Source organism: Vagococcus lutrae, from assembly GCF_023299185.1.
Classification (GTDB): domain Bacteria; phylum Bacillota; class Bacilli; order Lactobacillales; family Vagococcaceae; genus Vagococcus_A; species Vagococcus_A lutrae.
In genome coordinates, this window is record NZ_CP097017.1 from 337,574 (window position 1) to 357,510 (window position 19,937).

Sequence of the window (19,937 nt, forward strand, 5' to 3'; positions counted from 1 at the left end):
TCGTGAGATAACTAAATCATCGCGTGAAAATAAACAAGCATCGTCTAGCGATGTTTTTTTGGAGTGAGGACAACATGTGTGGTATTGTAGGATTCGTTAACACAACTCAAACTATCGATGAAAAAACAACCGTAATTAATAATATGATGGAAACGATTGTTCATCGTGGTCCTAATAGTTCGGGTCACTTTGTAGATGAACAAGTAGCACTAGGTTTTCGTAGATTAAGTATTATTGATTTAGAGGGCGGTTCACAACCTTTATATAACGAAGATAAAACAAAAGTCATTATTTTTAATGGTGAGATTTATAATTTTCAAAACTTAAGAAATGAGCTTATAGAAAAAGGACATATCTTTACAACAAAAACGGATACAGAAGTTATTCTTCATGGTTATGAAGAATTTGGAAAAGACATCTTACACCGTTTACGTGGTATGTTTGCGTTTGCGATTTGGGATACGGTTACTGGCGAATTATTTGGCGCGCGTGACCACTTTGGTATCAAACCATATTACTACACAGAGATGAATGGGACATTTATGTTTGGTTCTGAGATTAAAAGTCTTATGGCTCATCCAGATTTTAAAAAAGAATTAAATAAAGAAGCATTAAAACCTTATATGACGTTCCAATATTCAGCTTTAAGTGAGACCTTCTTCAAGAATGTCTACCGTATACCAGAAGGCCATTACTATACGTACCATAACGGTCAGTTGAAGATAGAACGTTACTGGGATCCAGAGTTTAGAGAAGAAAACATGACCTTAGAACAAGCCGTTGATGAAATTGAAGCAGCTGTTAAAGAATCTGTTGAAGTTCACGCTATTAGCGATGTCAAAGTCGGATCATTTCTATCAAGTGGTGTCGACTCAAGTTATGTGACAGCGACGCTACGCCCTGATTATACATTCTCGATTGGATTTGGAGATAAAACATATAATGAATCTCACGAAGCGAAACGTTTAACCGACAAATTGGGACTTAAAAATTATTCTAAACTTGTTACAGGAGAAGAAGCATTTCAATACTTCCCATTAATTCAATATCATTTAGACGAGCCTGATTCTAATCCATCATGTGTGCCATTATACTTCTTGTCAGAAATGGCCAGTGAGAAAGTAACGGTAGTTTTGTCAGGTGAAGGTGCCGATGAATTATTTGCGGGTTATCAAAACTATGGATTTAATAGTGGCTCTAAAATGGTGCGCGTTGTCGCTGAAGGACTAAAGAAATTACCTAAAAAAGCACGTTATAATATTGCACGCACAATTGATAAAATGCCAACGTTTAAAGGCAGTTTGCATTTATATACGTCACTGGCACCGGCAGAAGAATTCTTTATCGGTCAAGCGGAAGTCTTTAAAGAAGCAGAAGCGGATAACTACTTGAAATCAGATTATCAAAAGAGTCAGACGGTGAAAGATATTGTAATGGACGTATACAAACGTGTGCCACATTTACCTGAAGTTAAAAAAATGCAATATCTTGACGTCCATCAATGGATGCCAAAAGATATTTTACTAAAAGCCGACAAACTAAGTATGGCTCATTCATTAGAAATACGTGTGCCTTTACTCGATATTAAAATGATGGAGCTTGCTGAGCGCATCCCGACGAAACATCTTATCAATGCTGAAAACACAAAATATGCTTTTAGAAAAGCAGCGAATCGTCACCTGCCAGATGAATGGGCAGACCGTGAAAAACTCGGTTTCCCTGTTCCGATAAAAGACTGGTTACGTGAAGAACGTTTCTACCTTCACATTCGTCAACTTTTCTTAGAAGATTTTGTAAATGAGTTCTTCGAGCAAGATAAAATTGTGGCGTTATTAGACGGAAACTTCCGTGGTGAAAATGATGATCGTCGTAAGATTTGGACGATTTATACTTTCTTAGTATGGTATAAGATTTACTTTATCGATGAAGAAAAACCACAAGCTATCCCGGTAGCGTAAGCAAAACAAAAAGCTGGAAGCAAATGCTTACCAGTTTTTTGTATATATGACTCAGATAGTATAAAAAAAGGTGGTAAAAATATGACACAATTAAACACTTGGGTGGAAGAAATAAAAAAACACAATCTTTTAAAAGAAATCATCTTTCATAATCAATGGTATACGAACGTACCTGGAGACAATGGATTGGCAGAAATCCAGCATATTACATATGATTCGCGTGATATAAAAGAAAATACGCTCTTCTTTTGCAAAGGGGCGAACTTTCATCTCTCTTATTTAGAACAAGCAATTAAAGATGGTGCAACTTGTTATATAAGCGAAACACCTTATGAAGTAGATGAGAACGTGCTAGGTATTATTGTCACAGATGTTAAAAAAGCCATGGCTGTTGTTAGTCAACTCTTTTACAATCATCCTGAAAAAGAACTAAAAATTGTGGCATATACTGGTACGAAAGGCAAAACGACTTCGACATATTTATGTTATGAAATTTTAAAAAGAGAAACGCAAGGACATGTCGCGTTTTTCTCTACGTTGGAAACTAATTTAGGTGCGGGTGAAACGTTTAAATCCAAGCTAACTACGCCGGAATCCCTTGACCTTTATCGGATGATGCGTCAAGCAGTGACAAATGGCATGACCCATCTAGTCATGGAAGTTTCTTCGCAAGCTTATAAATTAGAGCGCGTATATAATCTTACGTTTGATGTCGGAGTTTTTCTGAACATTTCGCCAGACCATATTAGTGATATCGAACATCCAACATTTGATGATTATTTTTATTGTAAGCGACAATTATTAGCGAATAGTCGCCAAATTATTTTAAACGCTGACAGTGACTATGCTGACTTTTTATATGAATACGCTAAACATTATACATCCGATATCATAACGTTTGGGGAACAAGCGGATGTCGATGTTAATTGGCAATCAATCAATGCTCATTCATTTTCTATAGTTAACCATTCCTCTTTACCGATTGAATCGACCACGTATCAACTAGCAATGGAAGGTTACTTTAATCATAGCAATGCCACAAGTGCCTTAATTGCAACAAGTTTAGTCGGAGCGCAAGCTGCTTCTCAAAAAGAAGGTTTGGCGGTCGCACAGATTGATGGACGCATGAAAAAACTGATGTTACCTAACAATAGTCCGGTTTATATCGACTACGCGCATAATTATTTGAGCTTGGCAACACTGGTAGGGTTTGTTAAAAGTGAGTATCCAGAAAAACGAGTGCATTTGGTAATTGGCAGTACGGGAGATAAGGCGCAGTCACGACGTTACGATTTTGCTAGAGTTATCTCAGAGTCCATTAACAAAGCCTATATTACAACGGATGACCCTGGTAGCGAGTCAGCGCTTGATATTGCTGAAACGATAAAACAAAATGTGACGAGTTCGGTGGATATGGTGATTGAATTAGACCGAGAAAAAGCAATAAATATGGCGTTATCGGAAATGAGCGAACAAGATGTTTTAGTTATTGCAGGGAAAGGTTCAGATCGTTATCAAATTATTAACGGCGAACACATTCCTTACTTAGGTGACCAAACTGTCGTAGAAAAATGGATAGAGAAAGAAGGATTAAAATGAACACGTCACTAACAGAAAAATTTGTGCCGATATTACTTGGTAGTGATATTAACGTTTATGGAATGGCACGTTCTTTTTATGAAGCCTATGGTATGGTTTCTGAAGCGTATGGCGCAGCTGAATTAGCGGCAACGAAATATAGTAAGATTGTTAATTTACATGTGGTTTCACATTTTAATGAAGATCCTACATTTATCGAAACAATGCGTAAAGTAGCAAAGGAATATGAAAATGATCATCGTATTCTAATGTTAATTCCATGTGGAGATGGTTATACGGAGCTTTTAGCACGACATAAAGATGAATTGACATCTTGGTTTGTTTGTCCGACGATTGACACAGAATTACAGCAGACATTGTCCAATAAGGTGTCATTCTATGAAACGTGTGAGAAGTACGGTTTACCTTATCCTAAAACAATGGTTATTACTAAGGACATGATGGAAACAACCGACGAGATAGCGCCACCATTTTCGTTTCCAGTCGCTTTAAAACCAGCGGATAGCGTGTCATATTTAGATGTATCGTTTGAAGGACGTAAGAAAGCGTATATTATTGAAAATCAAGCAGAATTTCAAGATATCTTAAATAAAATTTATGAAAATGGCTATACAGCAGAGATGATTTGTCAGGATTTCATTCCTGGAGATGATTCACATATGCGTGTGTTAAATGCCTATGTTGACCAACATCATCAAGTTAGAATGATGTGCTTAGGGCATCCTTTATTAGAGGATCCGACACCTGGTTCAGTCGGTAACTATATGGCGATTATGCCAGACTTTAATGATGATATTTACCGCCGCATTAAGAAATTTTTAGAAGAGATTGAATATACAGGCTTTGCTAACTTTGATATGAAATACGATGCGCGTGACGGTGAGTATAAATTATTTGAAATTAACTTACGACAAGGACGTAGTAGTTTCTATGTGACACTATTTGGTTATAATCTAGCTAAATATATTACGGAAGATTATGTCTTAAATAAACCATTCACTAAAACGACTATTGGACATGGTGACAAGTTATGGATTGGTGCACCAGTCAAAGTGTTAAAAGAGTATATTGCCGATAGCCCTGACAAAGAAGAAGCAATGGATTATATTCAAAATAAAAAATATGGTTCAACTATCTTTTTTAAGAAGGATATGAACTTGCGCCGCTTTGTGTTAGTGCGTTATATGTTTTATCAATATCATGCTCGTTTTAAAAAATACTTTAAACAAAAGAAGGGGTAAGCTATGAAAGATTTCTTTGTCATATTAGGTGGTATGGGCACACAAGCAACTGAAAGCTTCGTTCATTTATTAAATAAACGGACGCCTGCAAAAAAAGACCAAGATTATTTAAATTACTGCTTATTTAATCATGCAACGGTCCCTGATCGTACCGCATACATTCTTGATACGACGCTAGACAGTCCAGTAGAGGCTTTAACGGAAGATATCCGACAATTATCACCTCTACATCCTTCCTTTTTTGTTTTAACGTGCAATACAGCTCATTATTTTTACAATGAGCTACAAACACAGACGGAGATTCCTATTTTACACATGCCCCGTATTGCGGTAGAGCAGGTTGTCAAGAGCTATTCTCATCTCAATCGAAAGATTAGAGTAGGCCTTTTAGCCACAACTGGTACGGTATCCTCGGGTGTTTATCATCACGAAATGGAAAAACATGAGCAAATTGAGCTTGTCATGGCATCCAAAGAGATTCAAGAAGAAGTTATGACGCTAATTTATGATGATATCAAGGCTCAAAACTATTTAAATGAAGAACGCTATCAATATATTTTGAAAGAAATGATGGAAGAAGAGGCGTGTGATGTGGTTATTCTAGGATGTACGGAATTATCGCTAATGCAAGCTGAAACATTACAAACAAAATTTCCGGTAATTGACGCGCAATCTGAATTAGTCGATGCAACGATTGAACGTGTTTTATCGCGTCGTTAAAAAATCTACCTGTTAACTTGAGTTAACAGGTAGATTTTTTTAATTATTTTTTATGTGTAAAATAAAACGGAGAAGTACATTAAACCAGCACCCAACAGAACAAAGAAATGCCAAACAACGTGCATGAATTTAACATTTTTCAGACTGTAAAACAGTGCGCCAACGGTATAAGCAACCCCGCCTCCAGCAAGGAGTAATGTCCCTTCAACGCCAAGTCCATTAAAAAGTGGTTTGAAAGCAAATAGACATAACCAACCCATAATAATGTAAAGCACGACGTCTGTTTTTCCTTTTTTCTTTAAAAACAAGGATTTATAAATGACGCCAGCAATTGCTAAAGCCCATACTGCTAAGCACAGTCCCCAACCTAAAGGACCTTTGATGACTGTTAAGCAGAATGGTGTGTAGCTACCTGCGATAAGTAAATAAATAGAACTATGGTCAAAAACTTGAAAGACCGTTTTCGCTTTAGTGAAAATTAAACTATGAAAGAGGGTAGAAGATAAAAATAAAAGAATGAGGGTAGCACCATATATGGCGTAAGAAACGACATGGATAGGCGACCCCATCTTTGCTCCTTTGACTAATAAAATAACTAATCCAGCAATGCTTAAACCAACGCCAATTCCGTGTGTGACGGCGTTTAAAACCTCATTAACGATTAAATATCTTTTCGATGAATAGGATTGCTCCATATTTCCACGTCCTTTCGACTATTTTTAAGTGAAAAACCCTTTCTTATCTGTTATACTTGAAAGGAAGTATCTCTCTGATACTTATTCTACACGAAAAAACTCTTTTGTAAAAGGATGGGTATAAATATGACCAAAGTTAAAATTGTGACAGATTCAGCTTGCACGATGGAACCAGGACTGGCTGAAAAATTAGGAATTAAAATTGTTTCGCTTTCCGTCATGGTAGATGATGTAATTTATCGTGATGCGGATTTGGATGGCGACGATTTTATGGACATGATGGCGAATGCTAAAGCTCTTCCTAAAACAAGTCAACCTCCAATTGGCGAATTCGTAGAAGCTTATGATGAATTAGGGAAAGACGGTAGTAGCGTTATATCCATTCACTTAACTAATTTGCTAAGTGGTACAGTCGAAGCAGCTAGACAGGCTGCACAAATTAGTAAAACCGATGTCACTGTGATTGACAGTACTTTTGCAGACCAAGGGACAAGCTTTCAAGTTATCCGTGCTGCAGAAATGGCACTTGAAGGTGCTACAAAAGAAGAAATTATTCAAGAAGTTGAAAAAGTAAAAGAAAACACTACCTTATATATCGGTGTTGCATCGCTAGATAATTTAGTGAAAGGTGGCCGAATTAGTCGTGCGACTGGGGTTTTATCAAATGTGTTTAATATCCGCGTCGTCATGCAACTTTTAGACACCGGTTTAGAAACGATGAGCAAGGGCCGTGGTGCCAAAGCTTTTATAAGATGGTTTGAAGAAGTAAAGAAAGATATAGCTTCAAAAAAGAATATTCGAGCTATTGGTATTTCACATGCAAACGGTTTAGAGATTGCTTCTTATTATAAAGAAGAATTGCAAAAATTATTTCCCAACATGCACATACCTGTTTTAACAACATCTTCAACTATTTCAACGCATACCGGTAAAGGTGCATTTGCGATTATGTATTATACAGATTAATTAAAAACAGATCATTTGATCTGTTTTTTTATTCCAAATAGATAAGAGGGATAATATGAGAATTTTTCAAAAATATTTTGGTGAATTATTAGGCTTTATCCTATGTTTAACCTTAGCTGTAGTGGCTCTGACTCTTTTCATTCCAAAACAGCCAAATTTAATGAAGCCGAATGAGCAACGCATTAAATATAAGGATAGCTTAGAATACGTGGCAATCGGCGACTCCCTGACTGAAGGTATTGGTGATATTGAAAATAAAGGTGGGTATGTCCCGATAGTCACTGATAAATTACGAGAAGCTACCGGTATAGAGGCGATTGACGCATCTAATTTTGGTAAAGCAGGTGACACGAGTATTCAAATTAAAAAGCGGATTGAGTCGAATGATGAGATTCAAGCGAGTTTAAAAAAGGCAGACTTTATTTTACTAACTGTTGGCGGAAATGACTTGATGAAAGTGATACGAAAGCAATTATTTAAAGAGTTGGATGTTACAACTTTTGCTAAACCAGCGACTGATTATCAAAATAATTTATCTGCTTTGTATGAAACCATTCGAATGTATAATAAAAAGGCACCCATTTTTCAGTTAGGTATTTACAATCCTTTTTATTTAACTTTTCAAGAAATTGAAGGAATGGATGAGATTGTGACACGGTGGAATGAGCGAAGCGAATTAGTGACAAAAGAAGATAAACGAGCGTACTTTGTTCCAATAGATGAATTATTATCTTCTGGTATGGATACCACATCAGAAACAACTGAAAACAATCTATTGTCTGATGAAGATAAATTTCATCCAAATCGGATGGGGTACCAGCTTATTGCGAATCAATTTACCGAAAAATTAATAAGTGAAAAGAGTGAGTGGCTTGAAAAAAAATGAGACGAATTTAGAAACCAAGCACGAACAAAAGAATGATAAAAGAAATCCGTGGCGTATTGCGTTCTTTTCTTTAATAGGCGCCTTATTAGCGATCATTTTGTTTGTAGGGTATAGAATCACGGATAAAAGAGAAGTGACATATCGACAAGAAGTGGAACAACGAGTTAAAACACAAGCAGATCCAAGTTTTCAACTTACTAGTACTAAAAAACAATTAAATTTTGTTATCAGTCACTATTTAAATGAATTTTTAAAGGAATCTGGTGTGTCATATGATTTCTATTTAGAAGATCAGGCGTTATTGACTGGAACTTTTAAATTATTAGGCTATCCAGTAGAATTCTATTTATATTTTGACCCGTATGTGATGGAAAATGGAAACATCCAGCTTAAGGCTCGCAATATTTCTTTAGGTAGTTTACAATTACCTATAAGTTATGTAATGAAACAATTAGAACATGGCTTAGATATACCAAAATGGGTTGAGTTTAACTCAGAAGAAACATATATTATCGTTCATTTAGATCAATTACCATTAAAAAATGGCGTTCAATTAAAAGCAGATCGCATTAATTTAGTCGATGATGATATTCGAATGAGTGTTTATTTACCCATAGAAAATAAGTAGGAGGGATAACATGAGAAAACAAGCGATTTTTGCCGGAGGATGCTTTTGGTGTATGGTACAACCGTTTGATGAATTACCCGGCATTATTTCAGTGATTTCGGGCTATACTGGAGGACATGTACCGAATCCAACTTACGAAGAAGTTTGTACGGGAAACACTGGGCACACAGAAGCCGTTGAAATCACTTATGATGATGATATAATTTCATATGAGGAGTTAGTAGAAATTTATTGGCAGCAAACAGACCCTACGGATATCGGTGGTCAATTTCAAGACAGAGGAGATAGCTACCGTCCAGTTATTTTTTATGAAAATGAGGAAGAAAAAAACATTGCCCTAAAAAGTAAACAAGCTTTGGATGCATCAGGACGTTATTGTACACCGGTAGTTACTAAAATTGAGCCTAAACAACCATTTTATCCGGCGGAAGACTATCATCAAGATTTTTATAAAAAAGATCCTTCACGATATAAGATGAGTAGTAGAAGCCGTCAACAATTTTTAAAAAAGGTTTGGAAGGATGACGTGAATGCGTAGTTTTTACGATTATATTTTATCGCAAAGGCAAGCACGTATTGACACTGCACGGTCACGACTTTGCGAAGCGCTTGCTCAAGATTCTCAATTTCCTAAACACGATAGCAGTTATCATCGTATTAGTTCATACTTAGAAGACTATGGTGACTATGTTGAGACGATGGATGTCTTCGACTTGCTGTGGGAAGATTATTTAATCGCAACTAAACAAACAGACAGTAAATATTAAATATGAAGAAAAGAGTATTGTAAATGGAATGGTGGAATAAAATCAAGCAACAAACAACACTACGTCGCACGCTTGTATTAGTTTTAATTGGCATATTGTTGTATATATTTCGAAGTATTATTAATCTTTTACTTATTACATTTATCTTGACGTATTTATTGACTCGTCTAGTAAATGTCTTGTATCAAAAAACAAAAATTCCAAAGCAAGTTATCATAATACTGACCTACTTGCTCATTGTATTAGGGTTATATTTTTCGGTTACTGTATACGTACCGAAACTTTTTAACCAAACCATCTCGATGATTGAATCTGTTTTTGCTTTTTACCAACATCCAGAGAATCAAGTTGGTGCAAAGGGATTGTGGCATTGGTTGAGTGAAAATGTTGGCTTAACAGATATTAAAAACCAGATTACTTCGGGAGTTCGAGTTGTTTTTGATACGATTTCAAGTATTGGCTCGATAGGTTTAACATTCTTATTAGCCTTTGTATTGAGTTTCTTTTTCTTAATTGAAGAAGAATGGGTTAAAGATTTTTCTAAAGGATTTAAAAATAGTAAAATAGCCCTTTTCAGTGAAGATGTGTCTTACCTCGGCCGAAAGTTTATTAACACATTTGGTGTCGTACTTGAAGCACAGTTCATTATTGCTCTCGTTAATACTGTTTTAACGACTATTGCTTTATCATTAATGAAGTTCCCACAATTATTAAGTTTAGCACTGATGATTTTTATTTTAAGTTTGATACCAGTAGCAGGAGTCATCATCTCGTGTATTCCTTTATCACTAATTGCTTATTCTATTGGTGGAATTCAAGACGTTATTTACGTGTTAATTGTGATTGCCGTAATCCATGCTATTGAATCTTATTTCTTAAATCCTAAATTAATGAGCAGTAAAACGAATTTACCAGTGTTTTATGTGTTTATCGTTTTAATGTTCTCCGAAAAGTTTTTTGGCGTTTGGGGGCTGGTTCTAGGAATTCCGACATTCGTCTTTATTCTAGATTTATTAGAAGTAAAAATGCCCGAAACTAAAATATTGAAAGTTAAAGAAAAATAACACATTTTGTGTTATTTTTTTTATTATTAGCATAACAATGGCAAAAAGTTTATAAAAAAGTTTATATATAGAGTGAATATTAATACTTAAGAAACACTTGTAACGCAATTGTCTTAATGCTTATTTTTTATTGCTATGATGTTACATTTGTATTACAATAGGTAAAGGCATCGTTATATTAAAGGGGGATTTCATATGCCGATATCGCAACAAAAGAAACGCATTTATATAGATGGTTTAGACGGCTTACGTGCGATCGCTGTTCTAATGGTTTTAACTTATCATTTTCGTTCACATTTTGTGAAAGGTGGTTTTATAGGAGTTGATATTTTTTTCGTTCTTTCTGCCTATTTAATAACTAATTTACTAAACGATGAATGGCAAAAAAAAGAAACAATTGATATCCAAGCCTTTTGGCAACGCAGATTTCGGCGCTTGATTCCAGCAGTTGTAGCAGTCATTCTCGTGACGTTTATTGCGATTTTATTTTTTTCCGGAAACTCATGGTTGAATCAATTAAAAGATAGTGTGGCAGCTTTGACGTACACTAGTAATTGGTGGTACATCTATAAAAAAGTTCCATATGCTGATTTTTTTACTCAGCCGACACCACTCAAACATTTATGGTCTTTAGCAGTTGAAGCGCAATTTTATTTAATCTATCCTTTTATCTTTGTTTACCTCAAAAGAAAAGAAAACAAAGCAGTAAAGACTTGGAAATTTTGGGGGATTTTTGCCTTGATTTCTGCTATCCTAATGGGCTTGCTTTATCAGCCGGAATCTTTCGATCGTGTCTATTATGGTACCGACACCCGTTTCTTTTCTTTTATGATTGGAGCGATACTGGGAACAGTTTGGCCTTGGGGGCGACTTAATGCGAATCCTCCGCAAACGGTGACACGTGTTTTAGATATTACAGGAATTATTAGTTTCTCTGTGTTAATGTTACTAGCGATACGCGTGACTGAGTTTCAAAAATGGATGTATCCGGTTGGATTTATAGTAGTGTCTGTTTTTTCTGCTTTATTGATTGCGGTTATCGCTCATCCAGGTTCAAGAGTCCATTTGTTTTTTGAGCGTCCTTTGTTAAGGTGGATTGGGCAGCGATCATATAGTATTTATTTATGGCATTATCCCATTATTATTTTGACAACACCATCCAAACTTACATATACACAACATTTTGTATTAATATTATTACAATGTCTCTTAATTTTTGTACTAGCACATTTTTCTTATTTATTTATTGAACAACCTCTTAAACGTTCTCCTTTAAAAAAATGGGGACCTGATATGAAGCAAGCTTATTATGATAATAAAAGGATTGCATTTAATCTTTTGATAGGTTCGTTCTTATTGTTATCTTTAATTGTTGGCACTAATGTGGTTGCGGCAAAGACTGTTGAGAAACAAGCGGAGAAAAAAGCAGTCACACATCAAACAGCAGTAAAAGAAGAAACCGGAGAAGAGACACAAGAGACGGCACCTATTAAAAAGCAATCGATTAATAAAATGATAGTGATTGGTGATTCCATTATTCTAGGGGCAGAAAATGAACTAAAAGAACGTTTTCCAGGAATCATAGTTGATGCACATGTGGGTCGACAAATGAGTGAAGGTATTGTTTTGCTAGAGGAAAAGTATCATCAAGAGCTAGGAAAAGAAACATTATTGATTGTCGAGTTAGGGTCGAATGGTCCGTTTTCAAAGCGTGATTTGAATCATTTATTATCTCTAGCAGGTAATAGTCATGTGATGTTTATTAATGCTTATGTACCACTTAATTGGCAAGATGAAGTTAATCAGCTTTTATGGACGGCGACACACGAAGATGAGAAATTAACATTAGTTGATTGGTATTCGGTAGCTCAGAGTAACTTACAATTATTAGAAGAAGACGGAGTACATTTAAATCCTGATGGGGCTTCAGTCTATGTTGATTTAATACAACAACAACTTCAATCTTTTGATATTCATTTAGAGAAACCATAATTTTATTATGTAAACTTATGCAGACTTGAAAAATTTTTATATTATCGTATAATAGAGTCTGTACGGGGGCATAGCTCAGCTGGGAGAGTGCTTGCATGGCATGCAAGAGGTCAGGGGTTCGATCCCCCTTGTCTCCATTAAAGAATCATTTTAGGTTTAAACACTTAACTTGGTTCTTTTTCTATTTAAAAATAAACAGGCTGAAAAAAAGAAAACAAGTCTTTTTCGTGATATTGAAAAGGACTCGTTTTCTTTTTATTGCTCATCGTCTTGAGGAAATGTTCGAAATTGTTGCAATAGTAGGATGAAAATAAAGAAAAAAATAGCTTCCCAAAGAGTAGATGTCCAGTCTATTGCATTGTGCGTATCGAAAATAAAGTTCCCAATATTTGCCGTTACTAAATATACAACGGTAACAATAAGCGCATTTTTAATTTTTTTAAGCATCTCATCACCTACTTACTAGTATCATATCAAAAAAACAACTATTTATACACTATTATGGTAATCCTTGTTCTTTATTCTTTTCTCTAATTGTATTGTAATCGAAAAGTCATTGTTGAAAAAAACTTATGAAAACTGATTGTATTTACGCTATAATCTATAATTTACCTAGAATAAAAAGAGTTAAATTAAAATTAGTTAATTATTAGCTCATTATTTTTTAATGCTTGACTTTACAAATCATAGTTATTTAGTTTATACTTGAAGAACTGGTTTCTGAAATCAGCAATAACTTCAGAAAAATATTATAAATGGAGGTCTTAAAATGATTGAATTTAAACAAGTCGATAAATATTATGGTGACTTTCATGCACTAAAGGATATTAACTTACATATTGAAAAAGGTGAAGTTGTTGTACTACTTGGTCCTTCAGGATCCGGAAAGAGTACGTTACTAAGATGTATTAATGCATTAGAAGAAATTTCAACCGGTCAGTTATTAGTTAACAATGTAGATTTACACGATCAACGGACGAACTTAAATGAAGTACGTAAACATCTAGGGATGGTTTTTCAGCACTTTCATTTATACCCTCATAAAACGGTGACAGAAAACTTGATTTTGGCACCAATGAAAGTGTTAAAAGTATCGAAAGCGGAAGCAACAAAAAAAGCAATGGAACTTTTAGAACAAGTTGGATTAGCAGATAAGAAAGATAGCTACCCTTCACAACTTTCGGGAGGGCAACAACAGCGTGTGGCAATCGCACGTAGTTTAGCAATGAACCCTTCGGTTATGCTGTTTGATGAACCGACTTCAGCCTTAGACCCCGAAATGGTTGGCGAAGTACTTGAAGTTATGAAAAACTTAGCACGTGAAAAAGGGATGACCATGGTCGTAGTAACACACGAAATGGGCTTCGCACGTGAAGTTGCCGATCGTGTTATTTTTATGGCTGATGGACAGATTTTGGAAGACACTGACGCGGATACTTTTTTTGATCATCCAAAAGAAGAACGAGCAAAACAATTTTTAAGTAAAATTATTAATCATTAATAAAGGAGGACGTTAGCTATGAAACGATTTAAGCGAATAATTACCTTAGTAATGTCTTCACTTTTAATCATTCTTCTCACTGCTTGTGGTAAAACAAGTTTAGCAGAACAAGATGTTTTAGAACGTTCACAAGATGCCAACAAAATCATTTGGGGAGTAAAAAATGATACTCGCTTGTTTGGTTTAATGAATATTGAAACCGGTGAAGTTGAAGGTTTTGATATTGATATTGCAAAAGCCATTACGAAAGAGTTATTACCAAATGATGGAGAAGCAGCTTTTGTTGAAGTGACATCTAAGACAAGGATTCCATTATTAAAGAACGGGAATATTGATGCCATCATTGCTACGATGACGATTAGCGATGAACGGAAAAAAGTTGTCAATTTTTCAGATGTTTATTTTGATGCGGGGCAATCATTATTAGTTAAAGAAGAAAGCCCGATTAATGGGATTGAAGACTTAAATGAAAATACGACTGTTTTAGCAGTAAAAGGTTCCACATCTGCGGTCAATATACGCGAAAAAGCACCAACTGCAAAAGTATTAGAGTTGGAAAACTATTCAGAAGCATTCACGGCATTACAATCCGGACAGGGTGACGCCATGACAACTGATAATAGTATTTTGTTAGGAATTGCAGAGGAGAATGAGGGGTATCGTTTAGCAGGAGATATCTTTACTGATGAACCTTATGGTATTGCAATTAATAAGAATCAAGATGATTTTTTAAAGGCTGTAAATGAAGCACTTACCACACTTAAACAAAATGGAACTTATGATAAAATTTATCAAAAATGGTTTCCAAATGTCGAAAGAAAATAGGAGGGAGATACGATGAAAGATATATTCCTAAATAATCAATATATGTTATTATCAGGGCTAAAAGTGACGTTGACAGCAAGTCTATTAGCCTTAGTCTCTAGCTTAATCATAGGAACATTTATGGCACTTTTAGAAGTTTCTCCCATAAAATTTTTAAGAAAAATAGGGGCAATCTATGTCGATTTCTTTCGAAATGTCCCGTTACTAATTGTTGTGATGTTTTTCTTTGTTGTGATGCCTATCTATGGTGTTAATTTTGATGGGTTTTGGGCAGGAACAATTGGATTAACTTTATATACTTCAGCTTTTATAGCGGACACTGTTCGTGCAGGTATCCTAAGTATTCCTAAAGGTCAGCTTGAAGCGGGACGTTCGACAGGTCTATCTTACATGCAAGCAATGTTTTATATTGTTTTGCCACAAGCGTTTAAAGTGGTTATTCCACCACTAGGCAATCAGTTTATCAATTTAATCAAAAACTCGTCTATTTTGGCCATGGTGACAGGTTTAGATTTGATGTATCAAGGTGATTTAATTGCAACGACAACTTTTCAAACTATTGAAACATACTCACTAATTGGATTGTTTTACTTGTTTTTAACACTACCGTTATCGTACTTAATGCGTTATATTGAAAATCAATTACGTCATTCTAATTAATCGTGAAGGGAGGCTATACAATGTCAAATTTTCTACAAGCATATTCATGGATTAACATTCGTTTTTTACTGGATGGACTAGCGGTTACAGTAAAAGTTGCCTTAGTTTCTATTGTTCTAAGTTTTATTATTGGCGGTTTACTTGGGGTTGTCAGATATATGAAAATTCCATACGTCTCTTTAATTGTCGGTATTATTATTGACATCATCCGAAACTTACCATTATTATTAATTATCTTTTTTACCTATTTTGCTTTACCACAAATAGGGATACAGTTTAATATATTTTGGTCGGCAGTCGTAGCTTTAACGGTATTTGAATCGGCTATGCTTTCTGAAATCATACGAGCAGGATTAGTGGCCGTTCCAAAAGGACAAATGGAGGCAGGACGTTCTACTGGATTAAACTATTTCCAAACATTATGGTATATCATCTTTCCACAAGCGTTAAAAATTATGATTCCACCCATTGTGAGTCAATTTATTTCTTTAATACGTGACACTTCATTAGCGGTAATTATTTCGTTACCAGAGTTAACACACAATGCCAAAATTATTTATGCTCAACAGCCTAATGCTGTTTTGCCAATGTTTCTCGCTATGACATTTTTTTACTTTATTATTTGTTATTCACTTTCAATTCTTTCAAGAGAATTGGAAAAAAGATGGGCGACAGCTTAAAAGAGAGTTTAGCAAAATTGCTAAACTCTCTTTTTTTAGGCTAATTCTAGATAAGCTTCTTTTACTTCTTCGAATAGTTTGGTATAAGGTTCTATGCCTGTATAGGCTGTAATTGTAGCATCCAGACCATTTTCTTTAATAGCTTTTTGTAAATCATTTGCTTCATGGTCACCATCATAAGTGAAAAGTAGTGCTGCAGCAATAGCATGCGAAAGAGCTTTTGGTGTTGTATTAAAGGCTTCGACATATTGCTTGGCTGGCATGACAAAGCGGTCATTAGCGCCAATTTTACGTATAGGCGAACGCCCTACGCGCACGACGTAATCTGATATATAAGGATTTTTGAAGCGATTAATAATTTTATCAATGTATTTCTCATGCTCTTTTTTAGAAAATTGATATTTTTTAATTAAAAGAGCACCTGTTTCTTCTAAGGCACTTCGAACTGCAAAAAGAATGCGTTCATTATGTATAGCATCTTCTATTGATTCAATTTCTTTCATATAGCCCAGATAGGCTGTCACTGCATGGCCGGTATTAACAGTAAATAATTTACGCTCGATATATGGCTCTAAATCATCTACAAGTTTCATTCCATTAATAGTAGGTATGGTGATACTTTCATCTTTTGGTTTTTCTACGACCCATTCATAGAAAGGTTCGACCATAACCGTTAGTGGATTATCATGATGTTGGTCAGGTACAATACGGTCGACTGCCGCATTAGGGAAGCGTACGTATTTATCAGCATAAGCGACGCCTTTGTCAGATAGAAGAGGGTAGACGGCTTCTTTTAAGCTTTCTGAACCGCCAATCATATTTTCACAGGCAATAATTACTAGTGACGATGGTTGTTCGTTTGCTCTTAACTCGATACCAGCTGCTAGATTTTCAGCCAAATATGGAAGAACAGTAGGACCAACTGCGGTGGTGATAATTTCTGCTTCTTTAATCGCTGCTTGTAATTGCTCTGGATTTTTTTGACTATTAATTGCTGAAATATCGTTAATAACCGTCGTCGTTTGGTTTTCTTCAGCTAAGATAACATTATACTGTTTTTGTCGATTGATTTCATCGACTAAATCGGCATTTACATCTGAAAATATAACATGGTAACCAGATTCATGGAGTAACCAACCGATAAAACCTCGTCCAATATTGCCGGCCCCAAACTGAATTGCAATTGGTTTTGACATATTACTCACCGCCTTCATTAAAAATAGCGATGATTTCTTCAGCAGAAGTTGCGGCAACAAGTGCTTCCACGTTTTCATGATCAGAACAAACAATGGCAATGTTAGATAACAAATCTAAATGACTATCACCTTTGCCGGCAATACCTATCACAATTTTAACGGTTTCTCCGTCAAATTCAACGCCGTTAGGTACTTGTAGTAAGACAATGCCTGATTCGATAATACTTTCTTGCGAGCCTTCTGTACCGTGAGGGATGGCTACCATATTGCCAATATACGTGGATGTTAACGCATCACGCGCTACCATGCTGTCAATGTAATCAGAGGTGACGTAACCATTGTCGACTAATAATTGTCCGGCCATACGGATTGCTTCTTCTTTATTTGTAAAATGTTGATTTAATCGTAAATCTTTTTTTTGTAATAACATATGCGTTCCTCCAGTGTTTAAATACCTTTATCAAGATTCGTTTAAAAAAGATAAGAGTTTTGCAATCACAAAAGAGGAAATCTCTTCTGTGTTACCGGACTCTATCAAGTCTATCGTTTCTTGATTTTCAATTAGCATAGAGCTTAGTTGACTTAAAATATCTAAGCCTTCTGTTTCAAATTTTTCTGGTGCGAGTAATAAAACCAACGTATTGACAGCAATTTCTTTTCCGTCCATACCTGGTATTAACATCGTGCCATTTAAAATAGGGAAGAGTTGGAAAACAGGTTCATCGACTTCAGCAGTTCTAGCATGAAAGAGTGCAATTTGTGTCCCAGTCACGCCAAAGCCACTCCATTCTTCCCTTAATCTCATAGAGGCGACTAGTGCCTCTATATCTAGATTTCTTTCATAGTGTAGTAAGTTAGTACACATCGCACGTAGTACATCCTCTTGCGTTCCTTTGGGACTATTGATGGGGTGAACCTCAAAACGTTTCATAAGAGAATGAACTACTTTAAGTTTTTCTTCTTGTTTTTGAATAAAGTGAAGAGCTTCATGCTTATTTAACGTCACGTCGTTAACTACAGACGTCGTACGACGCGCGTATGTTGATATTTTTGATTGTAAATGTATCTCAATTTTTGAAAGTTCTCGATCGGTTAGGATAGGGGAGACTAAAAAATAACGATAGGGTACTTTACCTAAATCGATAGTCGATACAATAACGTCATAATCATGTGACGCTAGATTGCGTTCTAATTCAAAAAGAGAAATCGTCTTTAAATACTTTAATTGTGGAATCGCCTTTTTTAAGCGTGTGACTAACATTTTTGACGTGCCGATGCCACTTGCACAGATGACTAAACCTGAAAGACTTGCCTTTTGCGAATTTTGTAAAATAGCTGCTCCAAAGTGTAAGACCAAAAATCCGATTTCTTCATCAGGAATAGTCATTTCAGGATAATGAGTATCAAAGATATGTCTGATCACATAAAATAAGTCTTGATAATCTTCTTTTATCGTTTCTAAAAGTGGATTATTTATACTTAACCCATCCTGCAGCCGTCTTAATGTCGGACGCAAGTGTGCGGTTAAACCTTTTAACAACGTTTCCGTGTAAAGCTCTTGCTCTACATTTTCTGAAACAAGACGGATAAGCTGGGCAGCTAACGTTGTCGCATAGAAGTGTTCGTTTTCACTGTAATACTCAGTGACACCGTAAGTTTTCGTTCCACGAATGTGAGTGGTCAGAAAAGCAATTTCTCCTTCAGGAATGGTGGGTAATACGTCTGCTAATGTCTGTTCCAAAAGGTCACGGGTAATCTGATACTCAGGTAGTTGTTTTAAATCCGATAAGTTTTCAGGAACAGGTAAGGCATTCCCCTCTAAAATCCGTTCTACTGATACGGCTAAATGAATCACAAGATTAAAATAAGCATCATCTGAAATTCCAGGACCAAACACTTCTTTTATATATGACAAGCCACGTTCGATAATTTTAATATCTATATTTTCAAATAAGAAATCGAGACGTTCTTCAAAAAAAGCATTGGTATTTCGTTGATTATAAAGCTGTATAAATTGACTATGCGATATTCTTTTCCAAAAAAGGTCACTTAAAAGCTGACGCTTTGACTTTTCATCAATATCTAAATAAATACCAAGACCAGGCTTTCTAATAATCTTGTTAGCAAGGAAAAAATCGTTCTCAATTTTAGAAAGGTCATTACTAACCGTTGCGACGGTCACATTTAAATCATTAGCAAGCGCGACAAGTTTAATGCTATCGGTCGCTTTTAGAAGTTCTTTTAAAATATACTGTTGACGTTCGTCAGGAGTATAATCATTGTAAGTTAAATCTAAAACTTGCCATTTAAATGCCTCGATTTTTTCTTCGGATCCTTGAATCGATATGGCTTGTTTGTCACGTTTCAAGGTTAAACCATTTTCTTCTAAAAGTTCAGTTACTTCTTTTAAGTCACGACGAATCGTGCGTTCACTGACTTCAAAACGTTCAGCTAGCTCTGTCACGTCATGATATGTTTTAGTTAAAAGTAACTGTTCTAAAATAAGGCGAGAACGTGCTGTTAAATACATATCGATTCACAAATCCTTTCTGATGTTTA

General features: G+C 35.5%; 20 protein-coding genes and 1 tRNA gene. 16 read left to right on the top strand and 5 right to left on the bottom strand.

Going from position 1 to position 19,937, the window contains the following annotated elements:
* The first annotated feature begins 74 nt into the window (after window positions 1–74).
* From asnB to M2919_RS01615, 4 genes are all read left to right on the top strand, one after another.
* Window positions 75–1,958, top strand: a complete 1,884-nt coding sequence (gene asnB, locus M2919_RS01600; RefSeq protein ID WP_248849022.1) for an asparagine synthase (glutamine-hydrolyzing) — start codon at window positions 75–77, stop codon at window positions 1,956–1,958.
* 81 nt (window positions 1,959–2,039) lie between these two features.
* Entirely contained in the window at window positions 2,040–3,557 is a 1,518-nt protein-coding gene (gene murE, locus M2919_RS01605) for a UDP-N-acetylmuramyl-tripeptide synthetase (RefSeq protein ID WP_248849023.1), read from the top strand.
* Window positions 3,554–4,798 carry a carboxylate--amine ligase gene (locus M2919_RS01610; protein WP_126761104.1) on the top strand — a complete coding sequence of 415 codons (1,245 nt, stop codon included), beginning with the start codon at window positions 3,554–3,556 and terminating at the stop codon, window positions 4,796–4,798. The genes murE and M2919_RS01610 overlap by 4 nt, the downstream gene beginning before the upstream one ends.
* Window positions 4,799–4,801: 3 nt before the next feature.
* Window positions 4,802–5,518 (top strand): amino acid racemase, encoded by a 717-nt coding sequence (locus tag M2919_RS01615; RefSeq protein WP_126761106.1) that lies wholly within the window; start codon window positions 4,802–4,804, stop codon window positions 5,516–5,518.
* Between the two features lie 50 nt (window positions 5,519–5,568).
* On the opposite strand, the gene trhA is transcribed toward M2919_RS01615, so the two are convergent.
* A complete protein-coding gene (gene trhA, locus M2919_RS01620; protein ID WP_126761108.1) occupies window positions 5,569–6,213 on the bottom strand; it encodes a PAQR family membrane homeostasis protein TrhA in 645 nt (214 codons plus the stop codon).
* 126 nt (window positions 6,214–6,339) lie between these two features.
* Between trhA and M2919_RS01625 the strand changes: the two genes are divergently transcribed.
* The 8 genes from M2919_RS01625 to M2919_RS01660 all read left to right on the top strand — a co-directional run bounded on the left by M2919_RS01625 (window position 6,340) and on the right by M2919_RS01660 (window position 12,653).
* Window positions 6,340–7,179, top strand: a complete 840-nt coding sequence (locus M2919_RS01625) for a DegV family protein (protein WP_222317802.1) — start codon at window positions 6,340–6,342, stop codon at window positions 7,177–7,179.
* A gap of 55 nt (window positions 7,180–7,234) precedes the next feature.
* Entirely contained in the window at window positions 7,235–8,065 is an 831-nt protein-coding gene (locus M2919_RS01630; protein WP_248849024.1) for an SGNH/GDSL hydrolase family protein, read from the top strand.
* Window positions 8,052–8,693, top strand: coding sequence for a YpmS family protein (locus M2919_RS01635; protein ID WP_248849025.1), 642 nt, complete (start codon window positions 8,052–8,054; stop codon window positions 8,691–8,693). The genes M2919_RS01630 and M2919_RS01635 overlap by 14 nt, the downstream gene beginning before the upstream one ends.
* A 10-nt stretch (window positions 8,694–8,703) precedes the next feature.
* Window positions 8,704–9,231 carry a peptide-methionine (S)-S-oxide reductase MsrA gene (gene msrA, locus M2919_RS01640; protein WP_248849026.1) on the top strand — a complete coding sequence of 176 codons (528 nt, stop codon included), beginning with the start codon at window positions 8,704–8,706 and terminating at the stop codon, window positions 9,229–9,231.
* Complete coding sequence (locus M2919_RS01645; protein ID WP_222317796.1) at window positions 9,224–9,460, top strand: YozE family protein; 237 nt, start codon at window positions 9,224–9,226, stop codon at window positions 9,458–9,460. Before msrA ends, M2919_RS01645 begins: the two co-directional genes overlap by 8 nt.
* 23 nt (window positions 9,461–9,483) lie before the next feature.
* Complete coding sequence (locus tag M2919_RS01650) at window positions 9,484–10,524, top strand: AI-2E family transporter (RefSeq protein WP_222317792.1); 1,041 nt, start codon at window positions 9,484–9,486, stop codon at window positions 10,522–10,524.
* A gap of 195 nt (window positions 10,525–10,719) precedes the next feature.
* Window positions 10,720–12,516: an acyltransferase family protein gene (locus M2919_RS01655; RefSeq protein ID WP_248849027.1), complete on the top strand. Its 1,797-nt coding sequence runs from the start codon at window positions 10,720–10,722 to the stop codon at window positions 12,514–12,516.
* Between the two features lie 64 nt (window positions 12,517–12,580).
* Window positions 12,581–12,653, top strand: a tRNA-Ala gene (locus M2919_RS01660).
* Window positions 12,654–12,771: 118 nt separating this feature from the next.
* Here M2919_RS01660 and M2919_RS01665 read toward each other — a convergent pair.
* A complete protein-coding gene (locus tag M2919_RS01665) occupies window positions 12,772–12,963 on the bottom strand; it encodes a hypothetical protein (RefSeq protein WP_023606225.1) in 192 nt (63 codons plus the stop codon).
* A gap of 322 nt (window positions 12,964–13,285) precedes the next feature.
* On the opposite strand from M2919_RS01665, the gene M2919_RS01670 reads away from it, so the two are divergent.
* The 4 genes from M2919_RS01670 to M2919_RS01685 are packed head-to-tail and all read left to right on the top strand — an operon-like array spanning window position 13,286 to window position 16,182.
* Window positions 13,286–14,017: an amino acid ABC transporter ATP-binding protein gene (locus M2919_RS01670; protein ID WP_023606226.1), complete on the top strand. Its 732-nt coding sequence runs from the start codon at window positions 13,286–13,288 to the stop codon at window positions 14,015–14,017.
* Window positions 14,018–14,035: 18 nt separating this feature from the next.
* A complete protein-coding gene (locus tag M2919_RS01675; RefSeq protein ID WP_248849028.1) occupies window positions 14,036–14,842 on the top strand; it encodes a transporter substrate-binding domain-containing protein in 807 nt (268 codons plus the stop codon).
* A 12-nt stretch (window positions 14,843–14,854) separates the two neighbouring features.
* The gene (locus M2919_RS01680; RefSeq protein WP_248849029.1) at window positions 14,855–15,502 is read left to right on the top strand and encodes an amino acid ABC transporter permease; all 648 of its coding nucleotides are present in this window, start codon (window positions 14,855–14,857) and stop codon (window positions 15,500–15,502) included.
* Window positions 15,503–15,522: 20 nt separating this feature from the next.
* On the top strand, window positions 15,523–16,182 hold the full coding sequence (locus M2919_RS01685; protein WP_023606229.1) for an amino acid ABC transporter permease: 660 nt from the start codon (window positions 15,523–15,525) through the stop codon (window positions 16,180–16,182).
* A gap of 35 nt (window positions 16,183–16,217) precedes the next feature.
* Here the strand turns inward: M2919_RS01685 and M2919_RS01690 are convergent, their stop codons facing one another.
* The 3 genes from M2919_RS01690 to M2919_RS01700 are packed head-to-tail and all read right to left on the bottom strand — an operon-like array spanning window position 16,218 to window position 19,908.
* Window positions 16,218–17,378, bottom strand: a complete 1,161-nt coding sequence (locus M2919_RS01690; RefSeq protein WP_248849030.1) for a mannitol-1-phosphate 5-dehydrogenase — start codon at window positions 17,376–17,378, stop codon at window positions 16,218–16,220.
* A 1-nt stretch (window position 17,379) separates the two neighbouring features.
* The gene (locus M2919_RS01695) at window positions 17,380–17,808 is read right to left on the bottom strand and encodes a PTS mannitol transporter subunit IIA (RefSeq protein ID WP_248849031.1); all 429 of its coding nucleotides are present in this window, start codon (window positions 17,806–17,808) and stop codon (window positions 17,380–17,382) included.
* Between the two features lie 30 nt (window positions 17,809–17,838).
* Complete coding sequence (locus M2919_RS01700; protein WP_248849032.1) at window positions 17,839–19,908, bottom strand: BglG family transcription antiterminator; 2,070 nt, start codon at window positions 19,906–19,908, stop codon at window positions 17,839–17,841.
* Window positions 19,909–19,937 lie beyond the last annotated feature (29 nt).